This window comes from Mesorhizobium sp. B2-5-7 (assembly GCF_006440875.1).
Taxonomy (GTDB): domain Bacteria; phylum Pseudomonadota; class Alphaproteobacteria; order Rhizobiales; family Rhizobiaceae; genus Mesorhizobium; species Mesorhizobium australicum.
On sequence record NZ_VFUO01000002.1, the window covers coordinates 483821 to 499876 of the forward strand.

Genomic DNA, 16056 nt, shown 5'->3' on the forward strand with positions numbered 1-16056 from the left:
GATCCTGTCCGCGTGAGGGCGCTCGATCCGCGGCTGCTCAGGCATAGAGGCCTCCCTCGTTCTGGGTGCGTCTGGCCGCGCGGCGACGCAGGATTTCAGCAATTGTCATCAACAGGAAAGAGGCAACCAAAAGCAGCGTGCCCAGCGCCAGCACACCAGGCAGTTTCGAGGCGAAACGCAACTGGCCCCAGATGTAGATCGGCAGCGTCGCCTCGGTGCCGGTGAGGAAGAAGGCGATGATGAATTCGTCCAGCGAGATGGTGAAGCAGACCAGCAGGCTGGAAATGATCGCCGGCGCCACCATCGGCAGCGTCACGCGCCGGAAAGTGCCGAAGGCGCTTTCGCCGAGATCGGCGGAGGCTTCCTCGAGGCTGCGGTCGAAACCCTCGAAGCCGGAAGTCAGCACCGTCATCGAATAGGGAATGCAGACCAGGACGTGGCCGAGCACGACGGTGAACAGCGAAAGACTGAGGCCCAACTGCAGCATCACCAGCAGCATCGAGATGGCGACGATCACTTCGGGCAGCACAAGCGGGGCCATGATCAGACCGTTGATGGCGCGGCGGCCGGGATAGCGGTAGCGGGTGATCGAGCGCGCGGCGAGGATGCCGAGTACGGTGGAGAGGATGGCTGCCGAGACGCCGACGATCAGGCTGTTCCAGGCGGCATCGAGCAGCGCCGGCGTGCGCGGCAGGTCTTCGTACCATTGCAGGGTGAAGCCGGTCAGCGGGAATTTCGGCGTCGCCGCCGTGTTGACCGAGAAGATCGGCAGGAAGATGACGGGCAGATAGAGGAAGACGATATAGAGGAACGCATAGGCCGACAGCCAGCCGCCCGGCAGGAAGCGCCGCGCCTTCATCGCGCCATCCTTTGCAAGCCGCGGATGATCAGCACCGTGCCGCCGGCCATCAGAGAGACGATCAGCATGGTGGTGACGGAAAGTGCGGCACCGAGCGGCCAGTTGGCGGCTTTGCCGAACTGCGCTTGGATGGCATTGGCGATCATGACGCCATCCTTGCCGCCGACGAGCTTTGGCGTGACATAGTCGCCGACAGTCGGGATCATGACGATCAGCGCCGCGGAAATGATGCCTGGCGCCGACAGCGGCAAGGTCACGCGCAGGAACGACCGGAAGGGTCCATCGCCAAGGTCGGTGGCCGCTTCGACCAGCGTGCGGTCGACCTTCTCCAGGGACACGAAAATCGGCAGGATGGCGAAGGCCGCCCAGGCATGGGTGAGCGTGATGATGACGGCGCTCGAATTGTAGAGCAGGGCGGTCGACGGTTCGTCGATGATGCCCAGACCCATCAGGCCGGAATTCAAGACGCCGTTATAGCCCAGGATGACCTTCCACGACATCACGCGCAAGAGATAGCTGGTCCAGAACGGGATGGTTATGAGGAACAGCCACAGGCTCTTGTGACGGCCGCCATGGAAGGAAATGAAATAGGCGATCGGGTAGGCGAGGACGACGGTGAACAGGCTGACCGTCAGCGAGATGTAGAGCGAGCGCCACAACAGATCGCGGTAGATCGGCTCGGTCAGTGCGACGCGATAGTTTTCCAGCGTGAAGGTGCGGTCGATGGTCAGGTAGTGCTGCGTCCAGAAGGAATGGGCGATGACCACCAGGATCGGCAGGACCAGAAGGATGAGAGCGTAGAGAAAGGTCGGGCTGATCAGGGCAAAGCCTTGTACAGGCTCGGATTGCAGAAGGGCATTTCGTCTGGCCCGCGTCAGGCCCAACGGGGGCGACCCTTCCGCAGCCACCGTCATTGCCAGACTCCGGGGGGACGGGCTCCGGGTGTGATCTCGATTGCTGGCCTGGACTGTCCCGCCATACGGCATCCCATTGGGCTGGCGCCGGCTATTGTTCCCCTTGCCGGCTTTCTTTCATCATGCGCGCATCCGCGGATTGAAATCAAGCGCTAATTCTGCAATATTGATTGAACGGACATTCAAAATCATGCGAGCGGGGCGGCGATTTCGGCCGTGGCGAACCGGATTGATGCCCGGAAAATTCGGGGATGATGTGGAGGCGATAATGGCGGCTGTGAGGGATCTGAAGGCACGCGAAACGGCTGGTTCTGGCGGCGACGATGCGGTCGAGCTGGCCAGGCGTCATCTCATCCAGCCCTGGCCCTACGCCGGCTCCGTCGGTTCGGAGGCGCGCGCGCTGATCGGCGAGGGCGATGGCATCTACATTACCGACAGCACCGGCAAGCGGCTGATCGACGGCCCGGCCGGCATGTGGTGCGTCAATGTCGGGCATCGTCGCGAGGAACTCGCCAAGGTGATGTACGACCAGGCGATGGCGCTGTCCTACAACACGCCCTGGTACACGATGAACGCGCCGTCGGCGGAGCTTGCCAAGCGCATCGCCGGCCATGCCCCAGGCGACCTCAGCCACGTCTTCTACACCACGGGCGGTTCCTCGGCGGTCGAGACGGCGCTGCGCTTCATGCAGTTTTACAACAATGTGCGCGGCCGGCCGGAAAAGAAGCTGATCCTAAGCCGTGGCGGCGCCTATCATGGCTCAACCTATCTCTCGGCCTCGCTCAACGGCCGCCCGCGCGACCGCGACTGGATGGATGGCGCCGACGAACTGGTGGTCAAGCTCGCCTCCCCCGACCCGTTCCGCCGGCCGAAAGGCATGAGCATCGCCGCCTTCACCGATTTCCTTGTCGACCAGTTCCGCGACACGGTCGCGCGTGTCGGCGCCGACAGAATAGGCGCGTTCGTCGGCGAACCCATACAGGCGTCCGGTGGCGTCATCATTCCGCCGGACGGCTACCTCAGGCGCATCCGCGAGATCTGCCGCGCCAAGGATATTCTTTATATCTCCGACGAGGTGGTGACGGGCTTCGGACGTCTGGGCCATGTCTTTGCCTCGGGCGACGTGTTCGGCATCGACCCCGACATGATCACTTTCGCGAAGGGCGTCACCTCGGGTTATTTCCCGCTTGGCGGCGTCATCATCTCGGAGCGGCTGCTGGAGGAATTACGCCGTTCCAACCATCCCGACGCGATGTTCGGCCATGGCCTGACCTACACCAGCCATCCGGTCGGCTGTGCCGTGGCCTTGAAGAATCTCGACCTGCTGGAAGAGAGCGTGCTTGCTCACACGCAGGCGGTCGCGCCCTATTTCCAGGCGCAATTGAAGACGCTGGAAGAGCTGCCGCTGGTCGGCGAAGTGCGCGGCGTCGGGCTGATGGGCTGTGTCGAATGCGTCGCCGATCGCGAAAGCAAGGATCCGCTGCAGCTCGACAAGGATGTCGGCAAACGCATCGACGCCCACTGCCACGAGCTTGGCCTGCTGGTGCGGCCGCTGATCAACATGTGCGTTATGTCGCCGCCGCTCGTCATCACGCGCGAGCAGATCGACGACATGGTCGGCATCCTGCGCGAGGGTATTTCACGCACGATGGAAGATCTCAGGAAAGAGGGTGTGTGGCAGGGGTGAGTTTCTCCTTCTCCCCGTTTTTACGGGGAGAAGGTGCTCGAAGGCGGATGAGGAGCAGCGCTGACGGGGAGAGGGGCGCTGTCATCGGCGGCTTCGCCAATCAGCAGGGTTGTTACGCCCGGCTCCGCAGCGCGTCGTTCAAATTCCACATGTCCTTTTCTTCCGGCGCTGTTTCCAGGCCGAGCACCGGAACCTGCTGGCGCAGGTGGTCGTGGTGGGTGCGCACGCCATATTCGAGGTCGGAGAGATAAAAGCCCTCGAAAGCCTCGGACAGCATGGATTCGTTCGACCAGACCGAGAGCTGCACATCTTCCGACATGGTGTCGCGATCGATGCGGAAGGAGAGGTAGCGGGCGGCGGCCTGCTCTCGGCTCTCGTCGCGGTAGCGATAGATGGCGCCGCGCAGCAGCGTCTCACCCGTCGACAGCGGGAACTCCTGATAGAACTGCACTGATTCCGGCATCACCGACAGAACGGCGTTGGGGAAGATGCCGTAATAGACCCAGGCCTTCCTGAGATGGTCAGGCAGATGCGTCGGCTCCGGCGCGATCTTGACGTAGTTCTTCACGCTCCAGCGGCGGCCGGCATGCGGGTTGTAGGTGGCGAAGGAGCGTGAGACGCCGTTGACGAAGGGCTCGTCGAAATAGGTGGCGCCATAGAGATCCTGCAAGGCCGGATGCGCCATGGCGACATGATAGCCTTCATTGTCGACGTCGCGCACCGACTTCCAGTTGACCGGCGTCTTCTGGGTCCAAATGCCCCAGGAAGGCACCATGTCGGCGGCCTTGTAATGCGCGAATTCGGGTTCGATTGGCCTCAGCAGCTCGGCGACGGAGGGCTGTGGCCCGCCATTGCGGAAGCGGATGAAGATGAAGCCCATCCAGATTTCGAGGTCGAGCGGCATCAGGCCGAACTCGGTCTTGTCGAGGTCGGGGAAGGAGCGCGGGCGGGCGGCGCCGCGCAGCGTGCCGTCGAGATTGTAGACCCAGCCGTGAAACGGACAGATCAGCGCGTTCTTGCAATTGCCCTGGCTGTCGGCGACGACGCGGCTGCCGCGATGGCGGCACATGTTGTTGAAACCGCGTACCACGCCGTCCTTGCCGCGCACGATCAGGGCGCGTTCGCCAATGACATCCATGGTGAGGTAATCGCCGGCGTCAGGGATGTCGCAGACATGCCCGACGATTTGCCAATGATTGCGGAACACATGCTCCTTCTCCAGTTCGAGAAGGGCGTCGGAATGGTAGCTCCAGCCCGGCAGTCCCCGCCGGTCCCAATCGTTCGGGATTGCCACGTCACGGAGGTGCGGGTTCATAAAACGTCTCTTCTTTTATTGAATATGCATTCAATATAATCATATTTTGCATTGAAATGCAATGGCTTGTGGAAATGTGACTGTTCCGCAGCGAAAATGTCGGCGCTGGTTCCATGGGAATCCCGCGCCGTTGCGGGCTTCGAAAACCCCGGAAAATCCGGATCTTAGCCAGAGTTCCGTAACTGCCCCCGATCGCTGGCTCGCGCCGCCAATCGTTCACGCGGCTACCGGTCGTGCACGTCTTGCAACCGCCACCCCCCGGGCCAAAACAGCCAATGACCGACCCTGCCCGGTTTTGCCCGTATCGATGTTTCAATCCGGTTACATTGCCAAGCTCTCGTCACCTTTGCACCGTTACAAGGCGCGATTAAATTCGTTTAATCGCAAAAAGAAAATCAACGAAGGGGATGATGATGCATGCGAAAGTCCAGATCACCAGCGGCAACCGCTTTCAAGCTCCAGAGCGCGCTGGCCGCCGCCCGAAGCTGGCCCTTCGCCAGCGCGCCAGCGACCACCCGATGGGAATGTTCATGGCGCTGGCTGCTTGCGCCTTCGCCGGCATGGCGTTCACGCCGACGGTCGGCCCAGCCTTCGCTTCGTTGAACCCGCCCGCCAACGTCATCGAAGGCGCGCCGACCACGACCACGACCGCCCGCCTGCCTATGCCGACAATCGATTTCGCCTGCAGGGGGCAGGCCTGGGGCGCCGAGAGCGTGGATTGCCTGCGCGCCATTGCCGAGGAGTCCGGAACGCACAAGACCCGCGCGATCCGCATGATCGCCAACGCCGCGCCGCTGACCAGCACGCCCAACATCTTCTGATTTCTGCCTCTGCGTTTCTGCCGGGGCATGATCCCGAAACCGGTTCCCGTTTGGGGATCATGCCCTACCTCCCCGAGCGCTTCTCGCGCTCGCTTCGGCTCCCGCCGCGATGTCGGCCGGGAGCCTTTTTTATGCTTTCAACGCGGCCTGCTCGGCGATGGTCGAAAGCACGCTGCGTACATCCAGCGTGCTGAACGGTTTTTCGAGGATCTGTGGCCGCTGCTGCGCCGGCAAGGCTTCGACTTCCGCCTTCGCGCCGATCAGGTCGCCGGTGACGAGCACGAAACGCTGCGCCAGGTCGGGCCGTTCGGCGAGCAGTTCGCGGTAGATCGAAATGCCTGATATGCCGGGCATGCGCAGATCCGAAAAGACGATATCGGGGGGCATGTGGCCACCCAAGGTGGCGGCGCCCGATTCCCAGAGCGGCGCGATCCGCGACTTGATGCCCATCAGTTCGAGAATATCGGACAGGGAACCGGCGACGTCAGGCTCGTCATCGATGATCAGCGCATGGCGCAGGCCGCTCGATCGCGGCTGGCTTTCGCCGGCGGCGGCGATGCCCGCCGAGATCGCCGGCAACTGGACGACGAAACGCGCGCCTCTCGGCAACACCTCCTCGAACCAGACATTGCCGTTGTGCCGTTCGATGATCGATTTCGAGATCGACAGGCCAATGCCGGTGCCGACGCCGACCGGCTTGGTGGTGAAATAGGATTCGAAAATGCGCGAACGGATGGCTTCGGGAATGCCGGGCCCGTTGTCCTCGACCGAGAAGCCGGGATTGCCCCGATCGCTGCGGAAGCTCCGCACCTTGATCAGGCGGTCGCCGGCGACGCCGGCCAGGGCATGCTGGCTGTTGATGAGGAAATTGGCCGCCACCTGTGTCACGTGGTCGGCATCGGCCATGGCGAGCAGCGGACCCGGCGCGAAATCGGTATCGATGACGATGCCGCTCGATCGCGCGCCGTAGGCGGTCACTTCGAGAGCGGCGCGGATCACCTGGTTGAGATCGGTCTCGGCCTGCGCCGCCGGATGGAGGCGGACCATCGACAGGAAGCTTTTGACGATGCGCCCGCAGCGCTCGGCGGCGGCACGAACCTTTTCGGCCCGGACCTTGGTCTGCGGATCCGAGGCGAATTCATGCAGCAGCGTCGACTGGGCCACGACGACGGCCAGCGGATTGTTGAGTTCGTGCGAGACGCCGGCAAGCAGCGAGCCCATCGCCGCCATCTTCTCGTTCTGGTGCAGCTTCTCGCGCTGCCGGTTGATCTCTTCCTCTGCCCGCAGCCTGTCGCGCAGGTCGCGGATCGAGCCAAAGATCAGGCGGCGGTCGGCGACCCGCATCTCGGTCGCCGTCAGTTCGATCGGAAACACCTCGCCGGCGGCATTCTGCGTCACGGTCTCGAGTCGCTGGCCGACCATCGGGGCGCCGCGGCCGGACATGTAGTCGGCGCCCGAGGCATAGCCCTTGCGGTAATATTCAGGAACGACCGTGTCGAGCAGGTCCTTGCCGAGGATATCGCTGCGCAGGAAGCCGAACATCTTCTCGGCGGCCGGATTGAATTCGATGATCGACCCGGCCTCGTCGATGACGATAATGGCGTCGAGCGAGGCCTGCAGCATGGTGCGGCGGATCACTTCGCTGGCATGGGCGTCCGAGGGGGAGTGTTCGATGGCGTCGCCTATGGCGAGGGCGATGATGTGCAGCGTCGCCTCCTCCTCGTCGGTCCATTCCCGCTCTTCGACGCAGTCATTGACGGCCAGCGTCCCCCACAAATGGCCGTGCGCGAAGACCGACACCGACAGGAACGACTTGATGTTCTGCTTCTCGAAATCGGCCCTCAGGAATCCTTCGAGGTCGCGCGTATGGCCGGCGAAAATCTTGCCCTGCCGCTCATCCTCGGCCAGCCGCTCAAGCAGCGGATCCGAATTGACGATTGACTGCATGATGACGGTCGGTGAGGCCAGTTCGCCGCCGAAGTCAGGATCGATCCAGTAGGCAGCGACCGACTGGGCGAAACCCTGGCCGGGCAATTCGCGCAGGCGGAACAGGATGCCGCGCTGGCACTCCATGGCGTGGCATAGCGTCTCCAGTATGCCGTCCATTTCGCGCTGCCAGTCGCCGGCCTCGCGCAGCCGGCGCACGACACGCACGGCGGCCATCGCCGCGCCCTGCCTGAAACCCTGCATGTCCGTGCTTGCCGTGTCGCCCATCATTGTCAGCCATTAGTCCAGAGTCACGCCAATCGATCGGCTGGCAACGGCTGCGGAGCGGACTTCCTCGGTCTGACGCTCAGCTGCCGTCGCCGGCCGGCAGCGAGAAAATATAGCCTTCGCCACGCACCGTGCGCAGGAATTTCGGGTTGGCCGGGTCCGTCTCGATCTTCTTGCGCAGGCGCATGATGCGGATATCGACGGCGCGCGACGATTCCGGATCCTCGGTGAAGCCGATCGCCTCGGAGATCGCAGCCCTGGTCAGCAGCCGGTTGGCGCGGGTCAGGAAAACCTCCAGCACGTCGAATTCGCTCTTGGCCATGTCGATCACCGTGCCGTTGGCGCCGGTGACCATCCTCCCGTCGAGATCGGCCTGGAAGGGGCCGAAAGCGACGGAGCGGCGATCCGTGCTGGCTTTCCTGTCCCGCGGCTCCGTCGGCTGGGGAACACGGCGCAGCACGCTGCGCACCCTGGCCAGCACCTCGCGCAGTTCATACGGCTTGACGATATAGTCGTCGGCGCCGAGTTCCAGTCCGACGATGCGGTCGAGCGCGGTGCCGGCAGCGGTCGCATAGATGATGCCGATCGGCATTTTCGAGCGCAGCCAGCGGCCGAGCGACAAGCCATCCTCGCCCGGCATGGCGATGTCGAGGATAGCCAGATGGAAGGACTGCGTCTCGATCAGGCCGCGCGCGGCGGCCGCGGTTTCAGCGGTCGAAACATCATAGCCGGCGGCGCCGAGATATTCGGCGACCGCGTCCCTGAGGTCGGGCTCATCCTCGACGATGACAATTCTTGCCCGCACGATGCTCTCGCTCCCACTTTCAGTGGAAAGTAGATTGGGTATAAACATGATGTCCAGCACTCATATCCGGTTGCCAGGGAACGGTTGGAAAACATGGCCGCACGAGCCGTCATTGCGCTTGTTTCCGTCGCCGAGGTCGTCGCGAGCGAGCTTGCCGACCATCTCGAGCGGCGCGGCCACGACGTGCGCCGGGCGCGGCAGCCTTGGGAGGCGGAATCGCTGCTGGCGGGCGGCGGCATCGACGTTGTCGTCGTCGGGGACAGCCTCAGCCAGGCGGAAGGGCGGGATCTGCTCAGGCGTTTTGGCGGCCAAACTGGGGGTGGGGAGCATGGACCGGATTTCATCCTGATATGCCGGCCGGCCGATCTCCTCGACAAGGTGTTGGCGCTCGAGCTCGGCGCCGCCGACGTCGTCGAAAGTCCGCTCAATGTCAGGGAACTCGCCGCGCGTGTCGGTGGCCTGCTTTCGCGGCGCGGCAGGGGTACCCAGGAGCTGATCGTGCTGGAGAACGCAACCGTCGACCTGAGATCGGCGATGGTCATGCATCGCTCCGGTACGCAGGAGCAGCTCTCGCCCGGCCAGGTGGCGCTCCTCAGGCTGTTCCTGGCGAGCCCGCGCAAGGTACTGACGCGGGACGACATTATCGCAGCCGCACCGGCCGAGAATGCCGACGCCTTCGATCGCTCGATCGACTCGCGCATCGTGCGACTGCGCCGCAAGCTCGACACCGAGACCATCACCACCATACGCGGCGCCGGCTACAGGTTCGATCCGCCACGGCAATTCGCCGACTGACGGCTGTGTTTTCCTGCTGGTTCGTCGGATGAGCATCGGACTTTCCATTTTCCCGCGCCGATGCCCGCGAGGTTCAGCGCACCACCAGCAATGACGGGCCCGAGGCCATTTCGCCGCCGACGGCGAACTCGCTTGCGTGAGCGCGTTCCTTGAGCAGCACGCTGGCGAGTGCGGCAAAGCCGAGCAGGCCCTGCGCATAGAGCAGTGCGGAAAGCACGGAAGCCGCGAATTTTGTCTTCATGATCTGAATTCCCCAAAAAGATGACTGTGTAGCGGGTCGCTTCAGGAACTCCCGAAGTGCCCGCGCCGCCCACGGAGCCCCCCGTCGCGGCGCGGGCCTTCGGTCCTCTCGGCAGCAAGTTGCCGGAGGGGCCGCGCAATGCCAGCAGCCGAAGGCCAACCCGCCAGAGGGCCTTCAACTGGGCGATGCGCAGGCTGGAAACGATCCAGACCGTGGCGCAAACAGGGCGACGTGCAGGGTCGAAATGTCGCTCGAACTCATCGCCGCCAGCCGCGCACGGGGCCGCCGGCAATGGTGCCGCCGCCGACAGCCGCCGCCGTGATGCTGATCCTGGATAGCCAGGAGCGTATGTTCGTTTTCGTTCCCTTGGTCGTTGCCGTCTGCTTTCGTTGCGTCAACTTTTGCATCCGGTCGGTATCCGGATCATGCCGCCCAAAACCGCACTTTGTTGCAGATTGGTTTCGGATTGAGACAAACTCTTTCGTGTAGGAGGCAACTCGAACTTTCGTTTCAGGGTGAATGCCTGTGTCCTTCATCCTTGGCCCCGTGTCCGGAATGGAGCGCCATCAAACAGGGTGATTGTCCTGTTAACCAGTGGAAACAAATTCGAAACACAAACGAGCATTTAGCGAAGTCTTTCCGAAACATGCCGCTGGGATAAGCCGCCTCATCGAATTGGAGCCGGCCGGACCGGCAGAGAGAGGGGACATCATGCACACCGCCATTTCCGCGAAGTTCATCAACATCACCGCCGCCGCGCTCATGGGCAGTGCGCTTCTGTTCGGCGCCAACGCCGCCCATGCCGCCAACAGCATCGTTGCCCGCGTTTCGCTGTCGCAGCAGGTCATGGAAGTCTCGGTCGACGGCCGGCCGACTTTCGCCTGGAAGGTTTCCACTGGCGACAGGGCGCACGTGACGCCGACCGGCTCGTTCAAGCCGACGCGCATGCATGAGATGTGGTATTCGAAGAAATACGACAACGCGCCGATGCCACATTCGGTGTTTTTCAGCGGCGGCTACGCGGTCCACGCCACCTATGCCATCAAGCGCCTCGGCCAGCCCGCCTCGCATGGCTGCGTACGGCTGCACCCGGACAACGCCGCCGATTTCTACCAGCTCGTCGAGACGTTCGGAGCGGCCAACACCAGCATCGTCATCGTCAAGTAGCAGGAAGGTCGCCGCATTCGGCCATGTGCCGGAGTTGCTGGAGCGATCGCCAAAAAAAGGCCGGAGAAATCCCGGGCCTCTTTTTGTGTCTTGCGCCCCGTGCCTCAGCTCGGCAGCGCCGGCATCAGCTTGGGATCCGGCTTTTCCGCCAGATGCGGCAGGTCCTTGCTGGCGATGAAAGTATAGAACATCGGCACGACGAACAGTGTGAACATGGTGCCGACCAGAATGCCGGTGAAGATGACCAGGCCCATCGAATAGCGGGCCGCGGCACCGGCGCCGCTGGAAACGATCAGCGGCACCACGCCCAGCGCCATCGCCGCCGTCGTCATCAGGATCGGCCGCAGGCGCACCTTGGCCGAGGCGATGATGGCGTCACGCCGCCGCATGCCATGCAGTTCTCGCTGCTGGTTGGCGAATTCGACCAGCAGGATGCCGTGCTTGGTGATCAGTCCGATCAGCGTGATCAATCCGACCTGGGTATAGATGTTGAGCGTGCCGAGGCCCAGATTGAGCGGCACGATCGCGCCGAAGATCGACAGTGGCACCGCCATCATGATGATCAGCGGATCGCGGAAGCTTTCGAACTGCGCCGCCAGCACAAGGTAGATGACGATGACGGCCGCGCCGAAAGCGATCAGGATCGTGTTGCCCTGTTCCTTCTCCTGCCGGGACTGGCCGGAATAATCGATGAAGAAAGTGTCGGGCAGGCTCTCCCTGGCGATGTCCTCAAGCACTTTCAAACCGTCGCCCGTGGTGACGCCGGGCAGCGGCAGCGCCGAGATCGTCGACGAATTCAGCTGGTTGAACTGCTCGATCGCCGCCGGCGACGCATTGTTCGAAATCGTCACCACGGCCGACAACGGCACCATCTCTCCCGTCACGCTGCGCACGAAGTATTCGCCGAGCTTTTCAGGGTTGTCGCGGAATTCCTGCGGCACCTGCGGGATGATGTCGTAGGAGTTGGAGTCGCGGTCGAATTGCGCCACTTCGGCACCGCCGACCAGCAGCGTCAGCGTCCGGCCGATATCGGCGATCGGCAGGTTGAGGGCGGCGGCGCGGTCGCGATCGATGGTCACCGTCACCTGCGGTGCGTCATAGGCCATCGAATTCTGCACGACGATGAAGCGGCCCGAGGCCTGCGCCTTGTTCTTGATTTTCTCGGCTTCCTCGTAGACCTGAGCGGAATCGCCGGTCGAGCGCACCACCATGGAAATCGGCAAGCCGCCGCCGGAGCCCGGCAGAGTCGGCGGCGCGAAGACGAAGGCCTGGACACCCGCCACCTTGGCGATACGAGCCGTGATGTCGGCCTGCAGCTCCTTCGAATTGCGCTTCCGCTCCGCCCAATCCTTGAAGGCAAAACCGACGAAGGCGCTGTTGGTCGTGCCGCCAAAGGCGACGGCCGAGAACTGCGCCCGGGTCTCGGGAATGTCCTTCACCAGGCCCAGGATCTGATTGACGTAAGTCTCGGTGTAATCGGAGGTCGCATAGCGCGGCCCCGTCACCAGCGAGAGCAGGAAGCCCTGATCCTCTTCCGGCGCCAGTTCCGTCGAGGTTTTGGTGAACATGAACCCAGTCACGCCGACAAGCGCCAGCACGATGAGCAGCGTCAGCGGGCGATAGTTAAGAGATCCGGTGACGGCGCGCTCATAGACATGCTCGACGCGCGCGAAAGTGCCGTCGACGATGCGCTGGAAACGGCCGGCATTGCCGGGCTTCAGAAGGCGCGCCGACATCATCGGCGTTATGGTGATGGCAATGATGCCAGACAGCACCACCGATCCGGCGAGCGTCACCGCGAATTCGCGGAACAGGGCGCCGGTCAGGCCGCCGGTGAAGGCCAGCGGCGCGAACACGGCGGCCAGCGTCATGGTCATGGCGACGATGGCCGACGCGATCTCGCGCATGCCGCTGAAGGCCGCCTGCATGGGCGGCATGTGATCCTCTTCCATGTGGCGGTGGATATTTTCCACCACCACGATGGCGTCGTCGACGACAAGGCCGATCGCCAGCACCATTGCCAGCAGCGACAGAAGGTTGATCGAATAGCCTACCGCGAACAAAAGGAAGCAGACGCCGATCAGCGACAGCGGGATGGTGATGATCGGCATCAGCACCGAGCGGAACGAACCGAGGAAGAGGAGGATGACGACGACGACGATGGCGACCGCCTCGCCGATGGTCTTGAACACCTCGTCGATCGAGGCGCTGATCTGTCCGGTCGCGTCGTAGACGACTTCGATCGTCATGCCCTTCGGCAGCGTCTCCTGAATCTGCGGGACCAGCTTGGTGAGTGCCGCCGCCGTGGTCAGCGGATTGGCTGCCGGGGTCGGGAAGATGGCGAGGAAGGTGCCGGGCTTGCCGTTGAAGGAAACCCTGGTGTCGGTGTTCGCGGCGGCCAGTTCGACGCGGGCGACGTCGCGCAGGCGCACGACATTGCCGTCGGTCGAGCGCAATGGCAGTGCGGCGAAGGCTTCCGGTGTCTGCAGCGTCGAGCGCACGGTGATCGACGAGACGACATATTCGTTCTGGGTGTTGCCGGGCGCCGACAGGAAGTTGGAATTGTTGATCGCCGCCAGCACTTCGGCCGCCGTCACGCCGCGCGCGGCAAGCCTGACCGGGTCGATCCAGACGCGCATCGAGTATTCCTGGGCGCCGAAGATCTGCACGTCGGCGACGCCTTCGACCGTCGACATGCGGGGCCTGATGACGCGCTCGATATACTCGGTCAGCTGCTCCTTGGTCATGTTCGGATTCTGCATCGAGATGTACATCATCGCGAACTGCTGACCCGTACCCTTGACGATGACCGGGTCCTTGGAGGCGTCCGGCAAGGTGCCGCGTACGCCCTGGACCTTGGACAGCACTTCGGTCAACGCGACGTCTGGGTTGGAACCGAGCTTCATCTGCACCGTCACGGTGCTGGAGGAGGGACGGCTGGACGAGGTGACGTAGTCGATGTTCTCGGTCGAGGCGACGGCGCGCGCGATCGGGGCGGAAATGAAGCCCTGGATCAGATCGGCGCTGGCGCCCGGATAGGCTGTCGTGATTGTGATCGCGGTCTCGTCGACCTTCGGATACTGCCGGATCGACAGGTTGAATATGCCCTGGAAACCGAGCAGCAGGATCATGCAGGCAAGAACCGTCGAAAGGACGGGCCGGCGGATGAAGAGATCGGAAAAGCTCATTGCTGGTCGGCCTGCTTGTTCGCCGATTTGGTCGGGTCGATCGTGTTGTCGACGTTGACGGTCATGCCGTTGAAGAGGCGGTTCTGGCCCGCGGTGACGACCTCGTCGCCGGCCTTCAGCCCTTCGACGATCTCGACCATGCCTTGATTGCGGCGGCCCGGCTTGACGAAGACCTGTGACAGCACAAGCGCCGGTTTGTCGCCTTCCGCCGCCGGCTTGGCCGGATCGGCCGCTGCTGGCTTGGCTGCGTCGGCGGCCGGCTTCATGGCATCGGCGGCGGGTTTCATGGCGTCTGCCGGCTTGGCGTCTGCCGCCTTGGCATCCGCAGGCTTGTCAGTGGCCGCCGCCGGCTTTTCGTCCGGCTTGGCTGGCTGCGCCGGGGCTGCCCCGGCGGGCTTCGCCGGCTGCACCACGAATATGTAGTCGCCATAGAGGCTGGTGGTCAGTGCCGTCTGCGGCAGTGACAGCACGTTCTGCTCCTCGGGCAGTTCGACACGCACCTGCACGAACTGACCTGGGGTCAATTTACCTTCGGGATTGGCAACTTCCGCCCGGATGTTCACCAGCCGGCTGGAGGGGTCGATCTTGGGGTCGATGCCGCGAATGGCGCCGGCAAAGGGCATGTCGTCGCTGCCGCCAAGGCCCAGGCGGACCGTCTGGCCAATCTTGAGCAGCGGCAGCTGCTGTTCGGGAACCGAGAAGTCGACCCGCATCGTGTCGAGGTCCTGCAGCGTCACCACCGCGGTGCCGGGTGCCAGATACTGGCCGAGGTCGATCCTCGGAATGCCGACCGTGCCGGCGAAAGGTGCGGTAAGCTGCTTCTGGTCGAGCACGGCCTGCAGCCTGGTCACCTGGGACGCCGAAGCGGACGCCGCCGCACGCGCCGTGTCCAGCGTCGAGTCGGAGCCAACACCACGCTTTGTCAGTTCGACGGCGCGGGTCAGCGTGGTCTGATCGAGTGCCGCCTGCGCCTTCTGCGCATCGAGATCAGCGCGCTCGACGGCGTCGTCGAGTTGCAGCAGCACTGCGTTGGCCGCCACCTTCTGGTTGGCATGGAAGGGGATTTCCTTGACGATGCCGGCGGTCTCGACCGTCAGGTCGACACCGCGCACGGCCCGCACCGTACCGATCGCCTCGACGCCCGGTGTCCAGTTCGACGGCTTGGCGATGGTGGTCGACACGGTCGCCGCCGGCGGCTTCATGGTGGCGAAATACTGCTTGATGCCGTTGTCGCGCAGGAAGTTGAAACCGACGATCCCGCCGACCACGATAACGAGCACGGCAAGGACCACAATAACGATAAAGACACGGAGTATGCGCTTGAACAAGGAAGTCCCCTCAGTCGAAAATCCGGCGCGAAGCGCGGACATCGGGACACATATCGACTGCGGGTCCCGATTTCAAATAGTGGCGGTCTTACTGTACCGTCTGGACGGTCTTGTCAATTGGGCCTAAGCTTGCGATGGGAGGCGCCATGAGAGCCCAACGACCGAACTCGCGCGAGAAGATTCTCGCCGCGGCGGCTGATGTTGCCCGGGAATCCGGGCCCGGCAGCCTGTCGCTCGATGCCGTTGCCAACCGCGCCGGCGTGTCGAAGGGCGGGCTGCTCTACAACTTCCCCACCAAGGCGAAATTGATGCAAGGCCTGGTCGAAGGCTATCTGCGCGATTTCGAGCAAGCGCTGGAATCCGCCAACAGCAACGACAAGGGCAAAAATCCCCTCGCCGTCTATATCAGGCTGTCAGCCGAGGATTGCGAGGAGAAGCAGCCATCGGCATCCTGGATATTCTCGGCGATCGCCGAGGATCCCGATTTCATGATGCCGATCAAGACATTCAAGCGGCAGCTTTTCGAGCGGTTGAAGGGCGAGGCGCCGGACCTCAAATCGCTTCTGGTCTGCTATCTCGCCATCGAAGGACTGCGCAGCATGAACCTGTTCGATTCCGACGTGCTGTCAAAGGACGAACGGGACCTGCTGGTGTCGTCACTTCTCGATATCGCCAAATAGGCTTGCCTGCGCGCGAGGAGGACGACGCTGCCGCGATCGTTC

The 16056-nt window shown here is 63.2% G+C and carries 14 protein-coding genes; 5 read left to right on the forward strand and 9 right to left on the reverse strand.

Annotated features, from left to right (window positions below; translation table 11 throughout):
• Nucleotides 1–37: 37 nt before the first annotated feature.
• Nucleotides 38–859 (reverse strand): ABC transporter permease, encoded by an 822-nt coding sequence (locus FJ543_RS09830; protein ID WP_015315421.1) that lies wholly within the window; start codon nucleotides 857–859, stop codon nucleotides 38–40.
• Nucleotides 856–1773, reverse strand: a complete 918-nt coding sequence (locus FJ543_RS09835; protein ID WP_140712737.1) for an ABC transporter permease — start codon at nucleotides 1771–1773, stop codon at nucleotides 856–858. The genes FJ543_RS09830 and FJ543_RS09835 overlap by 4 nt, the downstream gene beginning before the upstream one ends.
• 268 nt (nucleotides 1774–2041) lie before the next feature.
• On the opposite strand from FJ543_RS09835, the gene FJ543_RS09840 reads away from it, so the two are divergent.
• On the forward strand, nucleotides 2042–3460 hold the full coding sequence (locus FJ543_RS09840; RefSeq protein ID WP_140874882.1) for an aminotransferase: 1419 nt from the start codon (nucleotides 2042–2044) through the stop codon (nucleotides 3458–3460).
• A 112-nt stretch (nucleotides 3461–3572) separates the two neighbouring features.
• Here the strand turns inward: FJ543_RS09840 and FJ543_RS09845 are convergent, their stop codons facing one another.
• Nucleotides 3573–4775, reverse strand: coding sequence for an aromatic ring-hydroxylating dioxygenase subunit alpha (locus FJ543_RS09845; protein ID WP_140616752.1), 1203 nt, complete (start codon nucleotides 4773–4775; stop codon nucleotides 3573–3575).
• Between the two features lie 413 nt (nucleotides 4776–5188).
• On the opposite strand from FJ543_RS09845, the gene FJ543_RS09850 reads away from it, so the two are divergent.
• Nucleotides 5189–5596, forward strand: coding sequence for a hypothetical protein (locus tag FJ543_RS09850; RefSeq protein WP_140712743.1), 408 nt, complete (start codon nucleotides 5189–5191; stop codon nucleotides 5594–5596).
• A 129-nt stretch (nucleotides 5597–5725) separates the two neighbouring features.
• Here the strand turns inward: FJ543_RS09850 and FJ543_RS09855 are convergent, their stop codons facing one another.
• Together FJ543_RS09855 and FJ543_RS09860 are read right to left on the reverse strand one after the other, a co-directional pair.
• Nucleotides 5726–7813: a PAS domain S-box protein gene (locus tag FJ543_RS09855; protein WP_181173952.1), complete on the reverse strand. Its 2088-nt coding sequence runs from the start codon at nucleotides 7811–7813 to the stop codon at nucleotides 5726–5728.
• A gap of 76 nt (nucleotides 7814–7889) precedes the next feature.
• Entirely contained in the window at nucleotides 7890–8615 is a 726-nt protein-coding gene (locus tag FJ543_RS09860) for a response regulator transcription factor (RefSeq protein ID WP_041163307.1), read from the reverse strand.
• A 93-nt stretch (nucleotides 8616–8708) separates the two neighbouring features.
• Between FJ543_RS09860 and FJ543_RS09865 the strand changes: the two genes are divergently transcribed.
• Nucleotides 8709–9410, forward strand: coding sequence for a response regulator transcription factor (locus tag FJ543_RS09865; protein WP_140874884.1), 702 nt, complete (start codon nucleotides 8709–8711; stop codon nucleotides 9408–9410).
• Between the two features lie 73 nt (nucleotides 9411–9483).
• Here FJ543_RS09865 and FJ543_RS09870 read toward each other — a convergent pair whose 3' ends face one another.
• Both FJ543_RS09870 and FJ543_RS31810 read right to left on the reverse strand, forming a co-directional pair.
• Nucleotides 9484–9651, reverse strand: coding sequence for a hypothetical protein (locus FJ543_RS09870; protein ID WP_015315429.1), 168 nt, complete (start codon nucleotides 9649–9651; stop codon nucleotides 9484–9486).
• 257 nt (nucleotides 9652–9908) lie between these two features.
• Nucleotides 9909–10187, reverse strand: a complete 279-nt coding sequence (locus tag FJ543_RS31810) for a hypothetical protein (protein ID WP_224622345.1) — start codon at nucleotides 10185–10187, stop codon at nucleotides 9909–9911.
• A 175-nt stretch (nucleotides 10188–10362) separates the two neighbouring features.
• Between FJ543_RS31810 and FJ543_RS09880 the strand changes: the two genes are divergently transcribed.
• The gene (locus tag FJ543_RS09880; RefSeq protein WP_015315431.1) at nucleotides 10363–10818 is read left to right on the forward strand and encodes a L,D-transpeptidase; all 456 of its coding nucleotides are present in this window, start codon (nucleotides 10363–10365) and stop codon (nucleotides 10816–10818) included.
• Between the two features lie 104 nt (nucleotides 10819–10922).
• Here the strand turns inward: FJ543_RS09880 and FJ543_RS09885 are convergent, their stop codons facing one another.
• Nucleotides 10923–14006 carry an efflux RND transporter permease subunit gene (locus FJ543_RS09885; RefSeq protein WP_015315432.1) on the reverse strand — a complete coding sequence of 1028 codons (3084 nt, stop codon included), beginning with the start codon at nucleotides 14004–14006 and terminating at the stop codon, nucleotides 10923–10925.
• The gene (locus FJ543_RS09890) at nucleotides 14003–15334 is read right to left on the reverse strand and encodes an efflux RND transporter periplasmic adaptor subunit (RefSeq protein ID WP_140874886.1); all 1332 of its coding nucleotides are present in this window, start codon (nucleotides 15332–15334) and stop codon (nucleotides 14003–14005) included. The genes FJ543_RS09885 and FJ543_RS09890 overlap by 4 nt, the downstream gene beginning before the upstream one ends.
• Nucleotides 15335–15480: 146 nt before the next feature.
• Between FJ543_RS09890 and FJ543_RS09895 the strand changes: the two genes are divergently transcribed.
• Nucleotides 15481–16014: a TetR/AcrR family transcriptional regulator gene (locus FJ543_RS09895; protein WP_015315434.1), complete on the forward strand. Its 534-nt coding sequence runs from the start codon at nucleotides 15481–15483 to the stop codon at nucleotides 16012–16014.
• Nucleotides 16015–16056 lie beyond the last annotated feature (42 nt).